At 48.8% G+C, this 20,720-nt stretch carries 20 protein-coding genes and 3 tRNA genes; 11 read left to right on the top strand and 12 right to left on the bottom strand.

The window, feature by feature from the left end; genetic code table 11:
* Nucleotides 1-48 precede the first annotated feature (48 nt).
* The 4 genes from gltX to AC121Z_RS10540 all read left to right on the top strand — a co-directional run bounded on the left by gltX (nucleotide 49) and on the right by AC121Z_RS10540 (nucleotide 2,026).
* Complete coding sequence (gltX, locus tag AC121Z_RS10555) at nucleotides 49-1,458, top strand: glutamate--tRNA ligase (protein ID WP_498123991.1); 1,410 nt, start codon at nucleotides 49-51, stop codon at nucleotides 1,456-1,458.
* A gap of 86 nt (nucleotides 1,459-1,544) precedes the next feature.
* Nucleotides 1,545-1,620: transfer RNA gene (locus AC121Z_RS10550), tRNA-Ala, on the top strand.
* A gap of 99 nt (nucleotides 1,621-1,719) precedes the next feature.
* Nucleotides 1,720-1,795, top strand: a tRNA-Glu gene (locus AC121Z_RS10545).
* Nucleotides 1,796-1,950: 155 nt separating this feature from the next.
* Nucleotides 1,951-2,026: transfer RNA gene (locus AC121Z_RS10540), tRNA-Glu, on the top strand.
* 52 nt (nucleotides 2,027-2,078) lie between these two features.
* Here the strand turns inward: AC121Z_RS10540 and AC121Z_RS10535 are convergent.
* Nucleotides 2,079-2,477, bottom strand: coding sequence for a hypothetical protein (locus AC121Z_RS10535; protein ID WP_498123990.1), 399 nt, complete (start codon nucleotides 2,475-2,477; stop codon nucleotides 2,079-2,081).
* Between the two features lie 174 nt (nucleotides 2,478-2,651).
* Between AC121Z_RS10535 and AC121Z_RS10530 the strand changes: the two genes are divergently transcribed.
* From AC121Z_RS10530 to AC121Z_RS10515, 4 genes are all read left to right on the top strand, one after another.
* A complete protein-coding gene (locus AC121Z_RS10530; RefSeq protein WP_498123989.1) occupies nucleotides 2,652-4,391 on the top strand; it encodes an HDOD domain-containing protein in 1,740 nt (579 codons plus the stop codon).
* 113 nt (nucleotides 4,392-4,504) lie between these two features.
* Nucleotides 4,505-5,455, top strand: a complete 951-nt coding sequence (locus AC121Z_RS10525; RefSeq protein WP_498128216.1) for a tRNA-dihydrouridine synthase — start codon at nucleotides 4,505-4,507, stop codon at nucleotides 5,453-5,455.
* 140 nt (nucleotides 5,456-5,595) lie between these two features.
* Entirely contained in the window at nucleotides 5,596-6,960 is a 1,365-nt protein-coding gene (locus AC121Z_RS10520) for an amidohydrolase (protein ID WP_498128214.1), read from the top strand.
* Complete coding sequence (locus tag AC121Z_RS10515) at nucleotides 6,957-8,252, top strand: amidohydrolase family protein (RefSeq protein WP_498123988.1); 1,296 nt, start codon at nucleotides 6,957-6,959, stop codon at nucleotides 8,250-8,252. Before AC121Z_RS10520 ends, AC121Z_RS10515 begins: the two co-directional genes overlap by 4 nt.
* Nucleotides 8,253-8,284: 32 nt before the next feature.
* Here the strand turns inward: AC121Z_RS10515 and AC121Z_RS10510 are convergent, their stop codons facing one another.
* Nucleotides 8,285-8,947 (bottom strand): arylesterase, encoded by a 663-nt coding sequence (locus AC121Z_RS10510; RefSeq protein ID WP_498123987.1) that lies wholly within the window; start codon nucleotides 8,945-8,947, stop codon nucleotides 8,285-8,287.
* Nucleotides 8,948-8,972: 25 nt separating this feature from the next.
* Between AC121Z_RS10510 and AC121Z_RS10505 the strand changes: the two genes are divergently transcribed.
* Together AC121Z_RS10505 and AC121Z_RS10500 are read left to right on the top strand one after the other, a co-directional pair.
* Nucleotides 8,973-9,692, top strand: a complete 720-nt coding sequence (locus AC121Z_RS10505; protein ID WP_498128213.1) for an ABC transporter ATP-binding protein — start codon at nucleotides 8,973-8,975, stop codon at nucleotides 9,690-9,692.
* Between the two features lie 3 nt (nucleotides 9,693-9,695).
* Nucleotides 9,696-12,212 carry an ABC transporter permease gene (locus AC121Z_RS10500; RefSeq protein ID WP_498123986.1) on the top strand — a complete coding sequence of 839 codons (2,517 nt, stop codon included), beginning with the start codon at nucleotides 9,696-9,698 and terminating at the stop codon, nucleotides 12,210-12,212.
* A gap of 137 nt (nucleotides 12,213-12,349) precedes the next feature.
* Here the strand turns inward: AC121Z_RS10500 and AC121Z_RS10495 are convergent, their stop codons facing one another.
* The 3 genes from AC121Z_RS10495 to folX all read right to left on the bottom strand — a co-directional run bounded on the left by AC121Z_RS10495 (nucleotide 12,350) and on the right by folX (nucleotide 14,412).
* On the bottom strand, nucleotides 12,350-12,754 hold the full coding sequence (locus tag AC121Z_RS10495) for a hypothetical protein (RefSeq protein WP_498123985.1): 405 nt from the start codon (nucleotides 12,752-12,754) through the stop codon (nucleotides 12,350-12,352).
* A 393-nt stretch (nucleotides 12,755-13,147) separates the two neighbouring features.
* Complete coding sequence (locus tag AC121Z_RS10490; protein ID WP_498123984.1) at nucleotides 13,148-14,041, bottom strand: TIGR01777 family oxidoreductase; 894 nt, start codon at nucleotides 14,039-14,041, stop codon at nucleotides 13,148-13,150.
* A gap of 5 nt (nucleotides 14,042-14,046) precedes the next feature.
* Nucleotides 14,047-14,412, bottom strand: coding sequence for a dihydroneopterin triphosphate 2'-epimerase (folX, locus tag AC121Z_RS10485; protein ID WP_498123983.1), 366 nt, complete (start codon nucleotides 14,410-14,412; stop codon nucleotides 14,047-14,049).
* Between the two features lie 82 nt (nucleotides 14,413-14,494).
* Here folX and AC121Z_RS10480 point away from each other — a divergent pair, with 82 nt between their 5' ends.
* A complete protein-coding gene (locus tag AC121Z_RS10480; protein WP_498123982.1) occupies nucleotides 14,495-15,541 on the top strand; it encodes an AI-2E family transporter in 1,047 nt (348 codons plus the stop codon).
* Nucleotides 15,542-15,558: 17 nt separating this feature from the next.
* Here AC121Z_RS10480 and AC121Z_RS10475 read toward each other — a convergent pair whose 3' ends face one another.
* The 7 genes from AC121Z_RS10475 to trpB all read right to left on the bottom strand — a co-directional run bounded on the left by AC121Z_RS10475 (nucleotide 15,559) and on the right by trpB (nucleotide 20,718).
* A complete protein-coding gene (locus AC121Z_RS10475; RefSeq protein WP_498123981.1) occupies nucleotides 15,559-16,896 on the bottom strand; it encodes an ATP-binding protein in 1,338 nt (445 codons plus the stop codon).
* Between the two features lie 7 nt (nucleotides 16,897-16,903).
* Nucleotides 16,904-17,587: a response regulator transcription factor gene (locus tag AC121Z_RS10470; RefSeq protein ID WP_498123980.1), complete on the bottom strand. Its 684-nt coding sequence runs from the start codon at nucleotides 17,585-17,587 to the stop codon at nucleotides 16,904-16,906.
* Nucleotides 17,584-17,883 (bottom strand): PepSY domain-containing protein, encoded by a 300-nt coding sequence (locus AC121Z_RS10465; RefSeq protein WP_498123979.1) that lies wholly within the window; start codon nucleotides 17,881-17,883, stop codon nucleotides 17,584-17,586. The genes AC121Z_RS10470 and AC121Z_RS10465 overlap by 4 nt, the downstream gene beginning before the upstream one ends.
* An 85-nt stretch (nucleotides 17,884-17,968) precedes the next feature.
* Nucleotides 17,969-18,394, bottom strand: coding sequence for an alternative ribosome rescue aminoacyl-tRNA hydrolase ArfB (gene arfB, locus AC121Z_RS10460; protein ID WP_498123978.1), 426 nt, complete (start codon nucleotides 18,392-18,394; stop codon nucleotides 17,969-17,971).
* 20 nt (nucleotides 18,395-18,414) lie between these two features.
* Nucleotides 18,415-18,714: a YciI family protein gene (locus AC121Z_RS10455; RefSeq protein WP_498123977.1), complete on the bottom strand. Its 300-nt coding sequence runs from the start codon at nucleotides 18,712-18,714 to the stop codon at nucleotides 18,415-18,417.
* Between the two features lie 10 nt (nucleotides 18,715-18,724).
* The gene (gene trpA, locus AC121Z_RS10450) at nucleotides 18,725-19,537 is read right to left on the bottom strand and encodes a tryptophan synthase subunit alpha (RefSeq protein ID WP_498123976.1); all 813 of its coding nucleotides are present in this window, start codon (nucleotides 19,535-19,537) and stop codon (nucleotides 18,725-18,727) included.
* Nucleotides 19,537-20,718, bottom strand: coding sequence for a tryptophan synthase subunit beta (gene trpB, locus AC121Z_RS10445; protein ID WP_498123975.1), 1,182 nt, complete (start codon nucleotides 20,716-20,718; stop codon nucleotides 19,537-19,539). The genes trpA and trpB overlap by 1 nt, the downstream gene beginning before the upstream one ends.
* Nucleotides 20,719-20,720 lie beyond the last annotated feature (2 nt).

The following is a 20,720-nucleotide window of genomic DNA, read 5'->3' as shown; positions in this document are numbered from 1 at the left end:
CACAGCTAAGGTAGAATGCGCGCCAAATTTGTTTTAGGTAATGTAACAATGACTGTAGTGACTCGATTCGCGCCGAGCCCAACGGGCTATTTGCACGTAGGCGGCGCACGAACTGCGCTTTACTCTTGGTTGTATGCCAAAAGCCAAGGCGGGCAATTTGTTTTGCGTATCGAAGATACCGATATTGAACGCTCTACCGAGGAAGCCAAGCAGGCCATCCTTGACGGTATGGCATGGTTAGGTTTAGACGCGGATGTTGGTCCGGTCTATCAAACTGACCGCTTTGACCGCTATCGTGAAGTCATTGAGCAGTTAATGGTCGAAGGTAAAGCCTATAAGTGCTTTATGCCAGCAGATGAGCTTGACGCCATCCGCGAGGCACAAAAAGCCAAGGGTGAAAAACCGCGTTACCCCGGAACCTGGCGGGACCGTACCGACCATCCAGAAGGGGAGCCTTATGTGATCCGCTTCAAGAATCCGCAGCAGGGCAGTGTGGTCTTTACCGACCACGTTCGCGGTAAGATTGAAATCGCCAACGCTGAAATGGATGACTTGGTGATCATGCGCAGCGATGGCACACCCACCTACAATTTCTGTGTAGTCGTGGATGATTGGGATATGGGGATCACTCACGTGGTGCGTGGCGAAGACCACATTAACAACACGCCTCGGCAAATCAATATTTTGCAGGCATTAGGTGCACCGATCCCTGAGTATGCGCACGTGTCGATGATTTTGGGCGATGATGGTAAGAAGTTATCTAAACGCCATGGCGCGGTGAGCGTAATGCAATACCGTGATGATGGTTATTTGCCTCAGGCCGTACTCAACTATTTGGTGCGGTTGGGTTGGTCGCATGGCGATCAAGAAATCTTTTCCGTGGATGAAATGATTGAGCTTTTCTCATTAGATGCGATTGGCCAGTCGGCGTCAGCATTTAATACTGAAAAACTGATTTGGTTAAACCAGCATTATATTAAAACCTTACCGGCAGAGGTTGTCGCTGAGCATGCGCAGTGGCATTTTGATCAGCAGGGTATCGATATGTCTGATGGCCCAGCGTTAACCGAGGTGATCAGCGTGCAAGCTGACCGTGTGAAAACCTTGGCAGAGTTGGCCAGTATCAGTCGTTATTTTTATCACGACTATGATGAATTTGATGCCAATGCAGCGAAGAAGCATTTACGCCCCGTGGCCAAAGAAGCGCTGTGCTTGGTGCAAACAAAACTGGCTGCAGTCACCCAGTGGACGGGAGAGAATATTCAGACTGCGATCAATCAAACGGCTGAAGAGCTAGAAATTGGTATGGGTAAAGTCGGCATGCCATTGCGGGTTGCTGTAACCGGTGGCGGCAATTCTCCTTCCTTGGATTTGACCTTGGCGTTGATTTCTCAAACAAAGGTTGTACAACGAATAAACAATGCACTGGAATATATCGAAAACCGCGAAAATTCCTAAAAAAATCGTTGACACTTTAAGGTCTGATGCCTAGAATGCGCCCCGCTGTCACGGAACGGACTCAGCTTGAGTCAGGTTCATTAGCCGGGGCCATAGCTCAGCTGGGAGAGCGCTTGCATGGCATGCAAGAGGTCGGCGGTTCGATCCCGCCTGGCTCCACCAAGTTTAAGTGACACAATACTAGGTAAGGTCGCTCAGTAACTAACGTTACTTCGCCTTACAGAAGATCAGCAAAGCGATGCTTTGCAAAGCCGATTTTCTGTCCCCTTCGTCTAGAGGCCTAGGACACCGCCCTTTCACGGCGGTAACAGGGGTTCGAATCCCCTAGGGGACGCCATTTTCATCCTTTACTGGTTAAGTTAAAGGGTCAAGCAAGGTCAAGCTTGCACGTGATTGTTAACCCAGTCACAACGTTCTAGGTTTAGGTTAGCGTTAACTTCGGTTAACTCGCCTACAAAGAATCATCACCGATTGGTGGTAGTAAGATTTTTTGTCCCCTTCGTCTAGAGGCCTAGGACACCGCCCTTTCACGGCGGTAACAGGGGTTCGAATCCCCTAGGGGACGCCATATACAAAAACACCCGCTTTTGCGGGTGTTTTTGTATATGCGTTTTGGTTTTTCAAAGGGTTTGTAACCACTCTTGTGCATGTTGGATATCATCAAAAAAGTCAAAGGCAATGCCGCATTCTTGGTAAATGTCGTGCATTTGTTGGGTTACTGTAGTTTTACCTTCAACATCACCCACCACAACCGCTGATGCAGTTAATCCTTTTGCTTTGCGCATCAATACTGTTTGCTTGAGTCTTTCTGCGCCATCTGGCGTGAATAAACTGAGCCCGTGCAGAATGATAATTTGCGTCCAATTGCCACCGCTTAAAATATCGATCGCCCCTGCAATCGCTTTTTCATATTCTTGTACGAGCTCTTGATTGTAGGGGCCTCTACCGTCAACAATAAGACAGTTGCCATCTAGTTCAATGGTAAAACTGCCGTGTGATGCAAATACGTTTTTGTTCATATACTGACTGCAATTAAGAACAAGATGAAGGTTTAATTCGCGGCCACTTCGGCGCGCAAACATGCTTTGAATCTAGTCGCTTTATTGAAAAAGTACAAATCACTTTAATGTCAGTGCAGACGATGGTTAAATCAGTACATATAATAATTCTTCACGCAGGGTGTATCTGCACAAATGGAAATTTCGCTTTTCCAGCAGTTAATGAAGGCAACCGCAGCTGCTCTTGAAAACTCACATACAGCAGAGTCTCACGCTCACCTTGAGTCTGAATACGCAATTACGCAACGGCTGTATAGTGCAGGGCAACGCTTCACCAATGACACATTGGAGCTTTACACCAACACCTTGTCGACGTGTGCCAGTGTTGGTGCTTGGCTCGATACCTTTGTTTTGATGCTGGAAGATCTCAGTGGCGAAGAATCGCTTTGCGTTATTAATACTGGCGTATCTTCAGTCACTATTAGTATGACTAAGTCACAGGAATTGCCCCATGCACAGTTGGTGTTCTGTGGCTTAATGATTAAACATATACGCCTCAGTGGTTTGCTACTCGATGGGCTTATTGAGTGCCAAGTGCACAGCTCGATTGTTGATTGGCAAGGCCAGCGCTTTGCTGAGGATACCGATTTGATATTCCGCTTAAGTGTGCAAAGGGATAAGCTGACGCAACCCATGCGCAACGCTAATCCGCGAGTGCATGACGCATTTAAAGGCCAATTAAATATTTACCGACGTGGTTTGGGTAATCACAAAAATATTGAATTTGCAGTGATGCGCGAGGTTGCTCGCACAGAAGATTGGGATGCGCTGTCGCAAACCACGGTCGCATCGCAACTCGCTATGAGCGAGAGAACCTTGAGCCGCAAGCTTCACAGTGAAGGCTTAAAGTTTCGCGACATTGTTGCGGCTGCGCGCAATGCCAAGGCGCTATCATTGCTATTTGCTGGCCAATCCATTGACGCTATCAGTCTGCAATTAGGCTTTTCAGATCGTGCCACCTTTGAGCGTTCATTCAAAAAGTGGCAGGGGATTTCTCCAGCGAAAATTCAGGCCCAGTATGTGTCTTTGTCGCATGCCAGCAATGTGAAGGATATCATCGACGCTGAGCAACTCCCGCATTTGCCCTCTACGGTGTCAAAACTGTTGGATTGCCTGCGCGATCCGGAAGCAACCATTGAGCAAATCATTGAGCTGTTGCAGGGTGACCCGGTACTCGTAGCGAAAATCATGAAGATTGCAAACAGCAGTATGTATGCGCATATCAAAGTTGCCAATTTAAAACAGGCAGTAATTGCGATTTTCGGGGTCGAGAAGTTGTACGCGTTAACCTTGGCGATCATGTCTTCGCAGACCTTTGCGGATAAACTTCACGGCTTTAATTACGCCCATTTTTGGCACCGTGCGTTACTCGCCACACACATTGTGGACGCACTGAATGAAGCGAGTAACGCCAATAAAGTAGATGCTGAAACCGCATATCTTGCAGCGTTGTTGCATAACATTGGCGAGTTGGTTTTACACTTTTACCTACCCGATGACATGCGTGACTGTGCAGCAGAGCTGGATGAGTTAAGTACCTGGCGAGAACAAAATCGTTTTCAACAGCATCGTTTGGGTACCAGCACCGTGGCGGTTAGCGCGTTTGTAAGCCGTTTGTGGCACATGCCTAAGGAAATGTGTCGAGTGCTGGAATCGTTAGGTCCTATTGGCGACCATAAGCAGGGTATTGTGCATCACAGTTTGGATATTCTCGACTACTTAATGTTACCAACCCAGCAAACCCAACGTCAGATCAAACCATTACTCCAGCAGTACTTTGCGAGCGCTGAACAACAAAAAGCTTTTCTCGTGCGCAGTCGGGAAGTGCGCGATGAACTCTTGAGCTTGGCTGAAGAATTGAGTCCTTCCGTATAGGCATAACCTTGGTTTGCTATGTTGTTGTGAGCGCAAAGCGGGTAAAATAACCGCGCTTTAATCAATTGAGATGTTGGGTGTCGGAAATAACTAAAACGGCTGCGTTAAAGGTCATGCTCGCGCCGATGGAAGGGGTTGTTGATCACTTGATGCGCGATATGTTAACGCGCATTGGCGGCTATGACTTATGTGTGACTGAGTTTGTTCGCGTTGTCGAACAAAAAATCCCTAAGCATGTTTTTTATCGCTTGTGTCCGGAGCTGCAGGCGGGCGGTAAAACGCCAAGCGGTGTGCCTGTGCGAGTACAGTTATTGGGGCAGCACCCAGAATGGATGGCTTACAACGCCGCGCGGGCCATCGAGCTTGGCTCACCTGGCGTGGATCTAAATTTTGGTTGTCCAGCCAAAACCGTGAACAAGAGTCGGGGGGGAGCGGTACTGCTCAACGAGCCGCACACTCTGCATGCGATTGTTAAAGCGGTGCGCGAGGCGGTTGATCCGGCTTTTCCTGTGACGGCAAAAATCCGTTTAGGTTTCGAAGAAAAGCAACAAGTTTTTGCTAATGTGCAAGCCCTAGAAGATGCAGGCGTATCGGCGATTACCATCCACGCACGTACCAAAACCGATGGCTACAAGCCACCGGCCTACTGGGATTGGATAGCCAAGGTCAAAGCCAACTGTCAGGTACCGATTATTGCCAACGGTGAGATTTGGCAACGTAGCGACGCTTTGCAATGCCTACAACAATCAACGTGTCAACAACTGATGGTTGGGCGGGGCGCATTATCGATGCCAAACCTCGCGTTACACATTAAAACCCAGCAAAGTCCAATGCCTTGGTCTGAAGTGACAGAATGGTTAGTGGCTTATTCCGGCTACGAGATATTCGGTGATAAAGGCCGCTATTATCCGAACCGCATAAAACAATGGTTCGGCTACTTAAAAAACCAATATGCCGAGGCGGCAGTGGTGTTTGACCAGATCAGGCGTCTGCGTGAGCCGGCAGAAATTGTCGCCAAATTGCATGCAAATCAGCACCAGGTACTAACCGGCACAACAGAATAAATCAAGAGCGCAGCAATCTAAAATGCTTGTGCTATGGTATGCATACTGTTTACGATAATTTTAATTAAACCAACCTAAGAAAAATGATGAAAAAATCCAGCACATTACCGCTTTTTACTGCCAGTGTTCTGACACTGGCAATGATGGCCGGTTGCGGCGGGGAAGACACTGCGAATGTTGAACAAAATGAGAAGTTCGTTATCGCTAAAAATCCTTACCCGAGTACCTACCAGCCGTTACCAAGCCAGCCCACTGTTCTGACCAATGTCACACTACTTGATGGGATTGGTGGCAAACAAGAATCTACATCTATTCTACTCAACGATGGCAAAGTAGCCGCCATTGGCAACGATCTCTCAGTGCCTGAAGGGGCTGTGGTTATCGACGGTTCGGGTAAATGGGTTACCCCAGGTATCATTGACACACACAGTCACCTAGGCGTTTATCCTGCACCATCGACGCAGTCGCATTCTGATGGTAACGAAATGACAGGGCCTGTTACTGCGGGGGTGTGGGCTGAGCATTCGGTGTGGCCGCAAGATCCAGGGTTTGGTCGAGCACTAGCCGGTGGGGTAACAGCGATGCAAATTTTACCGGGCTCTGCCAATTTGTTTGGTGGCCGGTCAGTAACGCTGAAGAACGTACCTAATCGTACCATGCAGGCGATGAAGTTTCCGGAAGCGCCCTACGGCGTCAAAATGGCCTGCGGTGAAAACCCGAAACGTGTGTATGGGCAAAAAGGTGGCCCCATGACACGTATGGGGAATGTTGCTGGTTACCGACAGGCGTGGGCAGACGCGCAGCAGTATCGCGACCAGTGGGAGCGCTACTATGCCGAATATGAAGCTGGGAAAAACCCCAAGCCGCCCAAGCGTGATCTAGATAAAGACACGCTTGTTGGCGTACTCGATGGTGAGATTATTGTGCATATGCACTGCTACCGGGCCGATGAAATGACGGTAATGATGGACGTCATGCAGGAATTTGGCTATCAGATCGGCAGTTTCCACCACGCGGTCGAGTCCTACAAGATTGCGGATAAACTAGCTGAGAACAATGTGTGTTCATCCATGTGGGCAGACTGGTGGGGCTTTAAGATGGAGGCGTACGACGGCATTCGTGAAAATATACCGTTAGTGCACAGCGCCGGTGCCTGCGCCGTGGTGCACTCCGATAGTGACTTAGGGATCCAGCGCCTCAATCAGGAGGCAGCCAAAGCTTGGGCAGACGGCAAACGCGTTGGTTTAGAAATATCGCAAGCTGAGGCTTGGCAGTGGTTATCAGCTAATCCAGCTAAGTCATTGGGTATATTTGCGCAAACCGGTTCACTTGAAGCCGGCAAAAATGCAGATGTCGTGCTTTGGTCAGGCGACCCCTTCTCAACCTATAGCCAAGCGGAAAAGGTCTTTATCGATGGTGCGCTGGTGTATGATCGCGCGCAGCCTGATAGTTGGCCTGTGAGTGATTTCGAGTTAGGACAAGTCGCTGAAGGAGACCACAAATGAGACGTTTACCACAGTTTTTAACCATAGCGGCGCTGTTCACGGCAATGCTCCCGCTGGCACAGGCTGAAAATTTGGCGATTGTTGGTGGCAAAATTCATACACTCGGTAGTGCCGGAACCATCGAAAACGGCGTTGTGCTTGTGAATGATGGTGTCATTTCAGGCGTGTTAACCGATGCTGCTGACATTCCCGGCGACTATACTGTTATCGATGCTAATGACAAAGTGGTTACACCGGGTTTAGTCGGTGCATTAACCACGTTGGGACTGGAAGAGGTGAGCATGTCTGCAGGGGTTGTGGATAGTCGGGTTAAAGCCCATTCGGTATCCACTACGGGGGCTGCTTATGATGCCAGTTTTGCCTTTAATGCAGATAGCAGTTTGTTTGCGATCACGCGCATTGAGGGCTTTACCAGTGCGGCTAGCGGTATCGCTAGTACTGGGCAGTTGTTTAATGGGCAGGGGGCAGTGATCACGCTCGCCAGTGGAACATCGCCAGTACTTAAGCCGCGTGCATTTGTGCATACCAGTGTAGCCAATGATGGTGCGGAAACTAACGGTGAATCCCGCGCTGCGTTGTGGGTAGCGCTCAACCAGGTATTGAATGAAGCCCAGCAAGCACCTGCGTCGCTAGCTGTCGGCGCTGAATGGCACGGATTAACCACAACGGCCGATATTAACGCGCTAAAACCGGTACTTAGTGGTGCTACACCGCTGCTAGTCAGGGCCAACCGGAAAGCTGATATCGAGCAGGTTATCCAACTCAAAAGTCGTTACCCTAAGTTGCGCTTGGTGCTTGTTGAGGGCATTGAGGCCTGGCGGGTGGCCGAGCAATTGGCAGCCAATTCGATCCCGGTGATTGTAAACCCAGAATATAACTTACCGGGCGGCTTTGATCAGATGGGCGCAACACTCGCAAATGCCGGGCGTTTAGCAGCCGCAGGTGTTACTGTGGCCATTGGTATGGATACACATAATATTCGCCTAGCGACCCAGCATGCCGGTAATGCGGTTGCGAATGGTATGGAGTATTCACACGCGCTAGCTGCCATTAGTTTGAATCCAGCGAAGATATTCCAAGTGGATGATCAGATTGGCAGTATTGCGCCGGGTAAGCGAGCGGATTTGGTGATCTGGTCGGGTGACCCACTCGAAGTGACCGAAGCGGCAGAGCAGGTCTTTATTGCGGGTAAAGCGGTGGTTATGGAATCGCGTCAAACGAAGTTACGTGACCGTTATCTAGCCTTAAGCAAAGGTGAAAATGCCACCACCCCTGCGTATATCAGACCGTAAAACGGTATGAGGTTGCCAAGCATGGCAACCTCTTATTTGCCCAATAGCAGGGGTTCCAGTTGTTGGCGCATGAATTCAGCAATAATCGGTTGGGCTTCGGCATTGGGGTGGATCCCATCGCGCTGCATCAAACTCGGATCTAAGGCCACATCCATTAAGAAGAAAGGGATTAGCGGGATGTCGGTTTTCTCTGCGACATAGCTAAAGCTCTCGGTAAACAATTCGTTGTAGCGACGTCCGTAATTGGTTGGAATGTGCATTTCTTGCAACAAAACGTCGATATCCTGCGCCTTTGCAAGTTTGACCATTTGTAACAAATTAACTCGCATTTTGTTTACGTTGTGCCCTTGTAAACCGTCATTTCCACCCAATTCAATGAGTAGATGGGTCGGTGCATGTTGTTCGAGCAAACGTGGCAGGCGAGCTAAGCCGCCGTCAGTGGTTTCTCCACTGATCGCAGCATTTATTACGTCAATCGTAGAACCGTTCTCTTGCCAGGTGTTTTGTAGCAGACTGACCCAGCCCTCTGACGCTTTTAGACCATAGGCCGCGCTTAAACTATCGCCAAGCACGAGTAAGCGTACGTTTTCACGCTGTGATGCAGCATAAATGTGATCTGAAACCGCGAGCAAAGGTAAAAAGAGTAAGGCCAGTACGATCCACGCACCGCGTCGGTTTCGTTGATGATTAACCAATGTAAAGACTCCTCGAATGCAAAAAATGATTGAAACAAAATCCATCACTAAGACAGTTAATACCAGCGAAGGCGCACTTCAGATCCTTCAGCCTATCTCTTTTCAAGTCAAGGCGGGTGAGTCGATTGCCATAGTAGGCGCGTCAGGCTCCGGTAAATCGACATTATTAAGTCTTCTTGCCGGGCTAGATGAAGTCACTAGTGGTGAGATTTTACTCGACGGACAACCCCTGCATACCATGGACGAAGAGCAGCGCGCGCGCTTGCGGGGTGACAAAGTCGGTTTTATCTTTCAAAGCTTTATGTTGGTGCAAAGTTTAACTGCGTTGGAGAACATTATGTTACCGGCCGAAATCAATGGATTGGCAAATCCAAGAGCACGCGCCAAAGAAATTCTGGAACAGGTCGGGCTTGGGCACCGTGCACATCATTACCCGAATCAATTATCCGGCGGTGAGCAGCAGCGCGTCGCAATCGCCCGCGCGTTTATCACGCAGCCCAAAATCCTTTTTGCTGACGAACCCACTGGTAATCTTGATGCCGCCAATAGTGATAAAATTGAAGCGCTTTTGTTTAAGCTCAACCAAGACAACGATACCACCTTGGTGTTAGTAACCCATGACAGCCAACTGGCCGCCAAGTGCAACCGTCAATTGCATATGCAGGCGGGTGAGTTGAGCGAAGAAGTCTCAGGTGTAGCCAGCGACGATGTTGCAGAAAGTCCTGTACAACGTGAGGCGAGCTAAATTATGGCAACCACTTTTAACCTTGCATGGCGGTTGTTCCGTCATGAAGCCAGACGCGGCGAATTAACCATTATTCTGCTGGCGATTGTTTTATCCGTCGCCGCCGTGCTATCGCTGTCACTTTTTAGCGAACGATTACAACAAGCGTTGACTGACCGTTCTGCGGAATTTATTGCCGCTGATCGACGCCTAAATTCTCGCCATCCAGTGGATGAAAACTGGCTCGTAGAAGCACAAAATCAAGGCCTGCAAACGGCGCAACAAGTCAGCACGCGTTCAATGGTGTTTGGTGAGCAGGAAATGGCCTTGGCAGATTTGCGTGCAGTAGACGCGCAATATCCGTTAAAAGGTGCAATCAGTGTCGCACCAGCGCCGTTTGAACTCGCCAGTGATACCACAGGCCGTCCAGCACCGGGAGAAGTCTGGATGGATTCACGCTTGTTTCAACTGCTGGATGTTGAGCTAGGCGATACGGTATACGTGGGTGATGCTGCCCTTAAAGTGTCGCAAGTATTAGGTGAAATTCCCGATGCGGGCTTTAGTGTATTTAACACCGACCCCATCTTGCTAATGGCCATTGAAGATATCACCCAGACCAACGTGACGGGGCCAGGTAGCCGGGTAACTTACAAAGCCTACTTCACCGGCGAGTCTGCAAGCTTGGATGATTATTACGATTGGTTACGTCCCCAACTCAATGACGAGTTGCATTACTGGATGTCTGTGGAAGACGATGACTCAGCGGTTGGGCGCGCGGTCGCCCGCGCTGAACGGTACTTTTTATTGGCGAGTTTATTGGCGATAGTTCTCGCGGCAGTATCGATTGCTGTTGCGGCGCAGCGTTACAGCCAGCGTCACTTTGATCCTGTAGCCATCATGAAGACGATTGGCGCCAGTAAACAACAGATCCAGCGTATTTACGTGCTGCAAATTAGTTTTATTACCTTGTTAGGGATTTTTATTGGCAGCGTGTTAGGTATCGCTATTCAGCAAGTGGTTGTAAGTGCTTTGGGTGACCGAGTGGAAGTTTCGCTCAACGTTTGGCATTGGCGGCCTCTTGTGATCGCGCTGTTCACAGGGTCGTTATGTGCCATGATGTTCTCGCTGTATCCGCTATTGCAATTGTTTTCAGTGCCGCCTCTGCGCGTGTTGCGTAAAGATATAGCGGCTAATTTGAGCTCGCGTACCCTGCAGTTTGCTGCGGCGGGATCGGCAATTTTCTTGCTGATGTGGGCTTACAGTCGCGACCTCATGATCAGCGCGATCTTGTTTGGTTCGGGTATTCTGTTGGTATTGGGGCTGTTGGCGGTAACCTTTGGCCTAATTGCCCTTGGGCGCAAATTAGGTGGCGGGGCGATGGGGCCTTGGCAGCTGGCATGGGCGCGGATCCGCCGGCGCGCGATGGATAATTCAGTGCAGCTGATCAGCTTCTCTATCACGATCATGCTGTTATTAGTGGTTTTGGTGATGCGTAACGACATGATTGCCCAATGGCGCGCGCAGTTGCCCGAGGGCACGCCGAACTATTTCGTGAGCAATGTGACTGAGGCGCAAAAAGCGCCGTTAATTGCCCAGTTTGAACAATTCAATGTGCGTCATGATGACTTTTTCCCAGTGGCCCGTGGACGTTTTGTCGCGATTAATGATGAGCGCATTCGTACCGAAGTGACCAAAGAAGGCGATGAGCAACCACGCGAAGGTCGAGATGGGCTAGGGCGTGAGGCCAACTTAACCTGGGACACTCAGCTGCAAACCGAGAATCGTATCGTCGAAGGGCGTTGGTTAGATGCTTGGCAGCCGGGTATGCCTCATGAGGTATCAGTAGAGGCTGAGGTGGCTGAACGTTTGGATATCAAACTGAACGATAAGCTTACTTTCAATATCGGTAGTGAAATTGTTGAGGTTACGGTGACCAGCTTGCGTGAAGTCAATTGGCAGACCATGCAGCCCAACTTTTTCTTTGTCTTGCATCCCGCGGCGATGGAGTCCTTTGCGGCTACCTATATTACCAGCTTCCATCTTGACCAATCGCGCAAGGCAGAGATCACCCGGATTATGCAACCATTTGCGTCGGTGACTCTATTTGATGTAGATGCGCGGATCAATCAACTCAGAGAAGTGGTTGATCAGGTTTCACTCGCAGTCGAGTTTATTCTGATATTGGTATTAGCTGCGGGCAGTTTGGTGTTAATCGCACAGGTGCAAGCGAGTATGGATGAGCGTCAACAAGAGCTCGCAATTCTGCGTACCCTTGGCGCAAAGGGTAACTTGATCCGTTTAAGCGTCATCTTTGAGTTTTTGATTATTGGTATTGTTGCTGGCTTTATGGCGGCGCTCGCAAACGAATTTAGTTTATGGTTACTGCAATCGCAAGTCTTTCAAATGGAGGCGAGTATTCATTGGGAATACTGGTTAGTGGCGCCGTTGGCCGGAGCGGTAGTGGTCGGTTTACTGGGTGCGATTGGCTGTTGGCGCTTATTAGCGTTAAATACAACCGCGTTGTTACGGCGCATGGTCTAATCTGCGACAGTCATTCTTTGCAATGCTATTGCGTGAGTCGGTCTGGACGGAACCGGGCCGACAATCTCGATTATGCTTGCTGGCAGTTGTTTTGCTTCACCGCTAGAGGTGCGGCCTTTCTGAGAAAAGAATAAACCCTAAATATTGCCAAAGCCTTCCTGATTGAGCCAACTGAACGCATCAATATAAGTACGGAAGTACCGAGCATAATAAAGCTCATCAGGCGGCATCATGGCGTCAATCTGAAACACTTTGACTTGGCTTTCATCGATCACATAAGCTTCACGCCGCAAACCCATGGCAACTTGTTTTTCTGTGCCAGCGGTGATTATGTCTTGAAATTCCGGCGTTCCTAACTCCCATTCCCGCACATCCACAATGGTGGACCATGGTCGCCCCTCTAAAGGAGCAATCAAAATTTCGACTTGAGCCAAGAACTCATAAGCTAAGCGTTCATCCCAACGGCCAATGGCAATTAACTCGAGAATGTCGCCATTGCGTTCGAGTTGAAAGCTTCCCTGTTTTCCAGAATATCCTGTCATGACTTAATCTGTGCCTTATACTTCTGCTAATTAATAGTAGGTCATGGATCTGCGATCGTACAGGTGACCATAGAGATTCTTTAGAATTTTCTTTTTTACATATCTAACTAAATGATTTTGTTTGAATATAACGTTTTCTTATAGCGGCAAACTAGCGCTGTTATGACAACTGATTAAGTACATTTTCATAGTGAATAAGCACCGTTCTCGCTGCTGAATTCTAACTTGGTAAGCCCAGTTCTTTCGTGACCGCACTGAATCGCCTGTAACATACTTGAACAGCAATAATTCCTGTTCAAGTATCCTATGCAGTCTTTACTCGATTCTGCATAGCGCAATATTGGGCTTTAGCAGTGTTCGATTGCGCCATCTGGCTAAACTGTATTGGCAATATTAGGTCAGGTCGGTCAAAGCATCTTCAAGGTGCGGAAACAAAAAATGAAAATCTTCACGCAGCAATGCCTGAGGTACTACATTTTGCCCATAGACCAGTAGATCAGCAGCTTCCCCCATCATTGCTCGGAGCACAAACTCAGGCATCGGAAATATGCAGGGGCGGTGTAACGCGCTGGCCAGCTTTTTGGCAAATATTCTATTGGTTTCTGGGTGAGGTGCAGTCAGATTATAGATACCCTTACTGCGCGGACGCTTGAGTAAGTGATGGATCGCGTTAACCATATCGCGAATGTGGATCCAAGACATGTACTGACGACCTGTGGCAATAGGCCCACCTAATCCACACTTGAAGGGTAACAACATTTTATCTAAGGCCCCACCATCTTCTGCCAAGACAATGCCGGTGCGCAAGATGCAAACACGTGTCTTTGCCGACTGGGCCTGTTGTGCAATTGCCTCCCAATCGCGACATAATTGATGAGAAAATTCGTCAAAGGGAGTACTAAAGTCTTCGCTAATGGGCGTGTCGCCTTGGCGCCCGTAATAACCAATTGCTGACCCGCTGATAAATACCTCAGGCGGCAAGCGACTATTGTTAATCAGGTCAGTTAGCTGTTGCGTGGTTGTTAAACGACTCTCGCGGATCACCGTTTTCTGTTGCTCACTCCAGCGCTTATCCACAATAGGTTCACCGGCTAGATTGATCACCGCGTCGTACGCATCAAGATGTTGCAATACTGAAAGATCGTTAATGAATTCACAGCCTTCAGGCAGCTTTTGCGCTGCGCGCGTTTTATCGCGCGTCAGCACAGTGAAACGATACGTTTCAGCATATTGCTCAATAAAGTGACGTCCAATTAAACCGGTACCACCTGTTAGCAGGATATTCATTGTAGTTAGCCTTTATTACAGGACAGAGTAAGTGAAACCGAGTCTGAAAAGCGCAATGCATGTGGTTTATCCACTTCAACCTCGGCATAACTGACCCATGCATGCTCAGCAGCAATGGCTAATACATCCGCGGTCAGTTTTTCTAACAAATAGAAGCGATTGTCCTCAACGAGCTTGATAATCGCCTTGGTAATGGTTTTGTAATTTAGCGCGTCATCCATTTGATCACTATTTGTGGCCTGTTCCGCGTCATAATGGATCTTCACATTAACCACTACATCTTGCTTATTCTTAATTTCATCTTCATTAATGCCAATGTAAGTGCGTAGACGTAGGTTTTTGATCCGAATGGTCGCTTGGTTTAGTTGCATGGAGTCGTGTTGTCCTTTTAATAGTGTTCAATAATGGCAAGATTTGTTAGTTTGTCTTATCCCGCGCGTTAATTAAATAGTTATGGAATTAAAATCACCCACCGTTAAAGCCTTGATCATAATGGCTTGTGTTATCGTTGTGTTGGCCGGCTTAAAAGCTGCCAGTGAAATTGTCGTGCCGTTTTTACTCTCCGGTTTCATTGCCATTGCCTGTAGTCCAGTGATCCAATGGGCGAATCGGTATAACATACCGCGCTGGTTATCGGTGTCTTTAGTTATACTGCTGATCGTGATTTTTGGTTTCATGCTCGCGGGTTTAGTGGCGCAATCCATGTCGGAGTTTCGGCGTAACCTACCCGAGTATAGTGCCCAACTCAGTGAACAATTTACCTGGGTCGTTACGCAATTAGAGGCGTTAAATATCAGTCTGAATACGGATCTGTTGCGCGAACATCTCGATCCCGGCATGGCAATGTCGATGACGACCAACTTGCTTGGCGGCTTAGGCGGCGTGTTATCAAACTTATTCCTGATCTTGCTAACTGTGGTGTTTATGCTGTTTGAGGCTGACTCAATGCCGCGGCGTATCCACGTTGCGCTTGCCGACCCAGACATGAAACTCAATCATATAGACCGCTTTATCCGTTCGGTAAATAGTTACTTAGCGATTAAAACCCTGGTTAGTTTAGCGACAGGATTGATCATTGGTATCTGGTTATGGGTATTGAATGTCGATCATTTCTTGCTGTGGGCGGTACTTGCATTTTTACTCAACTATATCCCCAACATCGGTTCGATAATTGCGGCCATACCAGCAGTTTTAATGGCGTTTGTGCAATTTGGTTTCGGTATTGCGGGTTTAGTTGCGGGCGGTTTTATTTTGGTCAATACGGTGATGGGGAATGTGATAGAGCCTCGTTTGATGGGGCGTGGGCTCGGACTATCGACCTTAGTGGTATTTTTGTCCTTGATATTCTGGGGCTGGCTGCTGGGCAGCGTGGGTATGTTACTCAGTGTGCCGCTGACCATGATTGTGAAAATTGCCTTAGAAACGCGCAAAGAAACCCAATGGTTGGCGATCCTGCTGAGCAGTGAAGATGATAAAATTAAGGCCACAGCAGCCTCTTGACACTGAAGGGTTGAACCTTAATGGGGCAATTGTACGGTAAAACGTGCTCCGCCGAGCGGACTGCGTTGGATCCGCAATTGCCCGTTGTAGGTTTCCATTAGATCAATTACGACAGCTAAGCCAATGCCTTGTCCCTCAGCGTATGTGTCGAGGCGTTCGCCGCGGTTTAAGATGGCGTTGGCATCCGCTTCATTAATACCACTGCCATCATCATCCACATAGATATGCACGCTGTCTGGAAATACCTGTGCGCTTACCATTACTTGCTTACTGGCCGATTTACACGCGTTATCCAGCAAATTCCCAAACAGTTCCATCAGATCCGTTTCATCGGCTTTGACAGTCAAGGTAGGGGCGACGTCTAAGGTCAAGGTCAATGACTTATCGGCGTGTACTTTACGCATTGCGCCGACGAGTTTGGCTAGGGTATCAGCTAGCATTACCGTTGGATAACGTTGCGCGTTGCCGGTTACGGCACGTTTTAACTGGCGTTGAATAATCGCGTTGATCTGCTGCAGAGGCTCGTGAATGTGTTCGGGTAGCGGCTCTGTTGACTGAATAACTGCCAATGGCGTCTTTAAGCTATGGGCGAGGTCACCAAGACTATTTTTATAACGTTGACGTTGCTGTGCTTCACTGTTTAATAGTTGATTGATACTCAGTTTTAAGGTTTCTAATTCGGGCGGATAGGTTTGCGTTAACCTTTCTATTTCACCACGCTCGGCGGCCCGAATGTTGCCAATAATACTGTCAACAGGTGCCAACACCCGGCGGGTGATCAAAATAATCGTTGCCAGAATCAACAAGCTTAATACGCCTAGCCATTGCCAGAGAGTATTAATAAAGGTTTGCCGGTTTTGTTGAAACTCGCCATCTTCGTTGATCACAATGAACGAGACAGGTTTAAACTGGCCACGGTCTTCGTATTCAACGCTATACGCGTAATAAAACGCATTGACTTGCGTGGCATCAAAATCACGGGTGATGGTAAAATCTCCCAGTTGTTTTTCATCGCCTACGGCGGGAAGTTGTAATTGCACAGGGTCGCTATAATCCAAGGCGGATAAACTGCGCCAGACGACATCCTGTTGCCACACGATATAACCAATATAACCAGAGCCAAGTAAATTCAGCTTTTCTTCAAATAGCTGTTGTGGCATGTAAGGCACGCTATCATCAAGTTCAAATTCAGTGATCATCGCCAAGCTCATTAACTTTAATTCATTGAACTTGGCCTGCTCTAGGCTGGTGGTGTAGCTGCGCTCAACCGTTAACACAAAGCCAGGCACAATGATCACGAGACTGGCGATAGCCAATAATAGGCTACGAACCCGCAGGGACAAGCGTTGCATCATCAATACGTTATTCTTCCGACATTTGTCGGTTTAGGCGATAGCCTCGCCCGCGCAGGGTTTCGATTGGCTTAAGACGGCCTTCGGGGTCAATTTTTTTGCGTAGGCGACCGACAAATACTTCGATGACATTGCTGTCTAAATCGAAGTCCTGATCGTAAATATGTTCTGTCAGTTCGGTTTTGGAGACGATTTTATTTGGATTCATCAATAGATACTCCATCACCTTATATTCATACGCGGTCAAATCCAAAACTCGACCTGCCACGCTAATTTCTTCGCTGCGGGTATCCATGGCTATCGGGCCCAGTTCAATTAATGGATTTGGTTGCCCTGATGCGCGTCGGATCAAGGCTTTAACGCGTGCGAGTAACTCTTCGTTATGGAAGGGCTTGGTCAGGTAGTCATCGGCACCCGCATCCAGTCCCTCCACCTTCTCTTGCCAACGATCACGGGCTGTTAAAATCAACATTGGGCATTGCACATCGGCAGAGCGAGCCTTACGGATCACCTCAAAACCGTCCAGTTTAGGTAACCCGATGTCAATGATGGCTAAGTCGTAGGGATGTTCTTGGAGTAAGAAAAGGGCTTTTTCACCATCATCGGCAAGGTCGACACTGTAGCTGTTATTGCGCAGAAAAGTATCCAATTGCATCAATAAGCGACTGTCATCTTCAACTACCAATAACCTCATCGCTTGTCCTTTTTATCATTGCTGCGCTTAACCGTGCCAGATTGTTTATCTACGTCGACAGAGACAACGCGCCCAGACTTTTGCAGCACTTTAACGCGGTACTTGTCTTGGCGTTTCTCTACCTTTAAAACACGCCCATTGACTTGTTCACGTGCGCGCTCAGCGGCCTGAGTTTTATCCATTTTTTCGGTTTTTGCCGCTTCCTCTTTCTTTTGTGCCAGCGCGGGTGGGGCCGCAGTGAGTAAACCACTGAATACAAGGATGCTGGCAACAACGACTAACCGCTTTGATTGCATAGTATTAACTTTTCTCCGCGCACTGTTTGCAATGATTGTACTGTATAATCACAAGCATACGCTAGCTGCATGAATGCTGGCTGAATTAACTGATGTCGATTTTACCGCGCAGTTGTTTATTCAGGCCGTGGCGTTTTTTCGCGTCCATACGACGTTTTTGCGAGGCGCGGGTCGGTTTAGTCGGTTTGCGCGGGGGCGGCACATAGGCTGCGTGTTGGATGATTTCAATCAGACGCGCTAAAGCATCTCTACGATTGGCCTCTTGTGTGCGCTGACGTTGCGCTTTGATAATCAGCACGCCCTCTTGATTAACTCGCGAATCAGAACCGTGCAACAACTTGGCTTTGATCCGCTCAGGCAAACTTGAGGCGGCAATATCAAAGCGTAAGTGAATGGCCGAAGAGACCTTGTTGACATTTTGACCACCGGCACCTTGCGCGCGCATCGCACTGAGTTCAATCTCATCCAGAGACAGGCTTAAGTGTTGATTGATCTGCAAAGTGTCGGCCATGTAGAAGTCTTTATACTCGGTTATGGAAGCACTTTTTTAAACGGCTTAACTTGCACTGACTCATATACCCCTGCACTGAAATAGGGGTCAGCATCGGCCCAGGCTTGCGCGTCTGTAAGGCTATCAAACTCAGCAATCACCGTGCTACCGGTAAACCCAGCCTGTGCGGGGTCGTCTAGATCGGCAGCTGGATTAGGGCCTGCTACCAATAAGCGCCCTTCGGCATTTAATGCTTCTAGACGCGCTAAATGGGCCGGACGCGTTTGTAAACGCTGCGCCAGAGAATCTGGTGCATCTTGGGCAAATATTACGTACAGCATGCAAATGTCCTTAAAAGTTTTTGTGCGTTGCGGCTTTCATCGCGTTCACAAACTGGTTGAGTGCAGCCAGCATTGCATCTTCATCGTGTAAATGTTTGGCTATGATGTTAACTGTCGCTGAACCCGATATAGCGCCAGCGGCACCAGCCTGGATGGCTGATTGTACTTGTTCTGGGGTAGAAATTCCAAAGCCTAGCAGCGGCGGGGCAACGTGATACTGCGTGAGTTTATCAATGAGCGCTTTAGCTGGCACATCAGCGGCAGTCTCGGCCCCAGTGACGCCCGCTCGGCCAAGCAGATAGGTGTATCCAGATGACAAACGACCAATGGCTTGTAGAGTTTCTTCAGTGGCGTTGGGCGGCGCAATAAGGATTTGTTCAATGTTGTGCTGTTTGGCAACCGCGATAAACCGGTCAGCTTCGCGCAATGGCACGTCGGCAATTAAAATTGAATCAACGCCCGCCTTTGCAGCCGCAGCATAAAAGTCATCAGGGCCGCGCTTAAGCACCAGATTGCTGTATAGCAACAAGCCAATAGGGATCTCAGGGTGGGACTCACGGACGCGCGCAATAATCGCAAAACAGTCATTGGGAGTGACTTTGTTGGCCAGTGCCCGGATACTGGCGGCTTGAATCGTAGGGCCATCGGCAATCGGATCTGAGTATGGGATCCCCAGTTCCAATGCATCCGCGCCGCTTTCAATTAACTGACAGATAATTTTATACGACGTCTCTGGCTCAGGATCACCTAACATGACAAAGGGAACAAACGCGCCTTGGTTATCCGCGTTTAAACGACTGAACATAGTTTCATAGCGCGACATTAGGCATTTTCTCCCAAAATATTAATCACGTGATTGAGGTCTTTATCACCACGGCCAGATAAGTTGACCACAATAATGGTTTCATCTTCGGCGTCATCTGCCATGTTCAGCGCATGGGCGAGGGCATGGGATGACTCCAATGCGGGAATGATCCCTTCTTTGCGGGCTAACAGTTTAAATGCATTTAATGCTTCATCATCAGTAACTGCAACATATTCAGCGCGCCCCGTTTCGGCAAGATAGGCATGCTGTGGCCCGACTGCAGGATAGTCCAAGCCAGCTGAAACCGAATAGGATTCCTCAATTTGGCCGTCATTGTCTTGCATTATAAAACTGTAGGCGCCATGCAATATACCTTTTGAGCCGGTGCAAATGGTTGCACCGTGCTCATGGGTGTGCAAGCCTTTACCGGCGGGCTCAACCCCAATCAATCGCACTGTTGGCTCGTCAATAAAGTCAGCAAACATGCCAATGGCGTTACTGCCACCGCCCACACAGGCCACGACCGCATCAGGTAAGCGCCCCTCTTTCTCCAGGATTTGACGGCGGGTTTCTTCGCCAATCATGCGGTGATACTCGCGTACAATGGTCGGGAAGGGATGGGGGCCTGCTGCGGTACCTAGGAGATAATGGGCTTTATCATAATTGGCTGACCAATCGCGCATAGCCTCGTTTACGGCGTCCTTGAGCGTGCCAGAACCAGAATTCACTGGAATAACTTCTGCACCCATTAAGCGCATTCTAAATACGTTCGGCGCTTGTCGTTCCACATCTTTTGCGCCCATGTAAATTCGCGCCTTAAGGCCAAGTAATGCACACGCCAGTGCGGTAGCGACACCATGCTGCCCAGCGCCAGTCTCAGCGATGACTTCGCTTTTACCCATGCGCTTGGTGAGTAAAGCCTGACCTAAAACCTGATTGGTTTTATGCGCCCCCCCGTGCAGTAGATCCTCGCGCTTGAGATAAAGTTTAACTTTCGGGTTGCTCACTAGATTGCGGGTTAGCGTCATTGCAGTAGGACGACCAGCATAATCGGTGAGTAGTGCCATAAACTGTTGCTGGAACTCAGGATCTTCTTTTGCGTCTAAAAAGGCCTGTTCCAGCTGATCGAGTGCAGGGATCAATAGTTCGGGCACATACATGCCGCCATATTCACCGAATTTCGAGTCCAACTTATTCATGA

The organism is Alteromonas sp. DYW1 (genome assembly GCF_059752595.1).
This window is presented reverse-complemented; position numbering and strand designations above follow the sequence as displayed.

Bases quoted from the DNA above. Each gene is read 5' to 3' on its own strand.
- AC121Z_RS10495 (WP_498123985.1), bottom strand. From the start codon at position 12,754: ATGACAGGATATTCTGGAAAACAGGGAAGCTTTCAACTCGAACGCAAT.
- AC121Z_RS10490 (WP_498123984.1), bottom strand. From the start codon at position 14,041: ATGAATATCCTGCTAACAGGTGGTACCGGTTTAATTGGACGTCACTTT.
- folX (WP_498123983.1), bottom strand. From the start codon at position 14,412: ATGCAACTAAACCAAGCGACCATTCGGATCAAAAACCTACGTCTACGC.
- AC121Z_RS10520 (WP_498128214.1), top strand. From the start codon at position 5,596: ATGATGGCCGGTTGCGGCGGGGAAGACACTGCGAATGTTGAACAAAAT.
- AC121Z_RS10505 (WP_498128213.1), top strand. From the start codon at position 8,973: ATGATTGAAACAAAATCCATCACTAAGACAGTTAATACCAGCGAAGGC.
- AC121Z_RS10470 (WP_498123980.1), bottom strand. From the start codon at position 17,587: ATGAGGTTATTGGTAGTTGAAGATGACAGTCGCTTATTGATGCAATTG.
- gltX (WP_498123991.1), top strand. From the start codon at position 49: ATGACTGTAGTGACTCGATTCGCGCCGAGCCCAACGGGCTATTTGCAC.
- AC121Z_RS10515 (WP_498123988.1), top strand. From the start codon at position 6,957: ATGAGACGTTTACCACAGTTTTTAACCATAGCGGCGCTGTTCACGGCA.
- AC121Z_RS10525 (WP_498128216.1), top strand. From the start codon at position 4,505: ATGCTCGCGCCGATGGAAGGGGTTGTTGATCACTTGATGCGCGATATG.
- trpA (WP_498123976.1), bottom strand. From the start codon at position 19,537: ATGTCGCGCTATGAAACTATGTTCAGTCGTTTAAACGCGGATAACCAA.
- AC121Z_RS10500 (WP_498123986.1), top strand. From the start codon at position 9,696: ATGGCAACCACTTTTAACCTTGCATGGCGGTTGTTCCGTCATGAAGCC.
- AC121Z_RS10535 (WP_498123990.1), bottom strand. From the start codon at position 2,477: ATGAACAAAAACGTATTTGCATCACACGGCAGTTTTACCATTGAACTA.
- AC121Z_RS10465 (WP_498123979.1), bottom strand. From the start codon at position 17,883: ATGCAATCAAAGCGGTTAGTCGTTGTTGCCAGCATCCTTGTATTCAGT.
- trpB (WP_498123975.1), bottom strand. From the start codon at position 20,718: ATGAATAAGTTGGACTCGAAATTCGGTGAATATGGCGGCATGTATGTG.
- AC121Z_RS10455 (WP_498123977.1), bottom strand. From the start codon at position 18,714: ATGCTGTACGTAATATTTGCCCAAGATGCACCAGATTCTCTGGCGCAG.
- AC121Z_RS10480 (WP_498123982.1), top strand. From the start codon at position 14,495: ATGGAATTAAAATCACCCACCGTTAAAGCCTTGATCATAATGGCTTGT.
- AC121Z_RS10475 (WP_498123981.1), bottom strand. From the start codon at position 16,896: ATGATGCAACGCTTGTCCCTGCGGGTTCGTAGCCTATTATTGGCTATC.
- AC121Z_RS10530 (WP_498123989.1), top strand. From the start codon at position 2,652: ATGGAAATTTCGCTTTTCCAGCAGTTAATGAAGGCAACCGCAGCTGCT.
- arfB (WP_498123978.1), bottom strand. From the start codon at position 18,394: ATGGCCGACACTTTGCAGATCAATCAACACTTAAGCCTGTCTCTGGAT.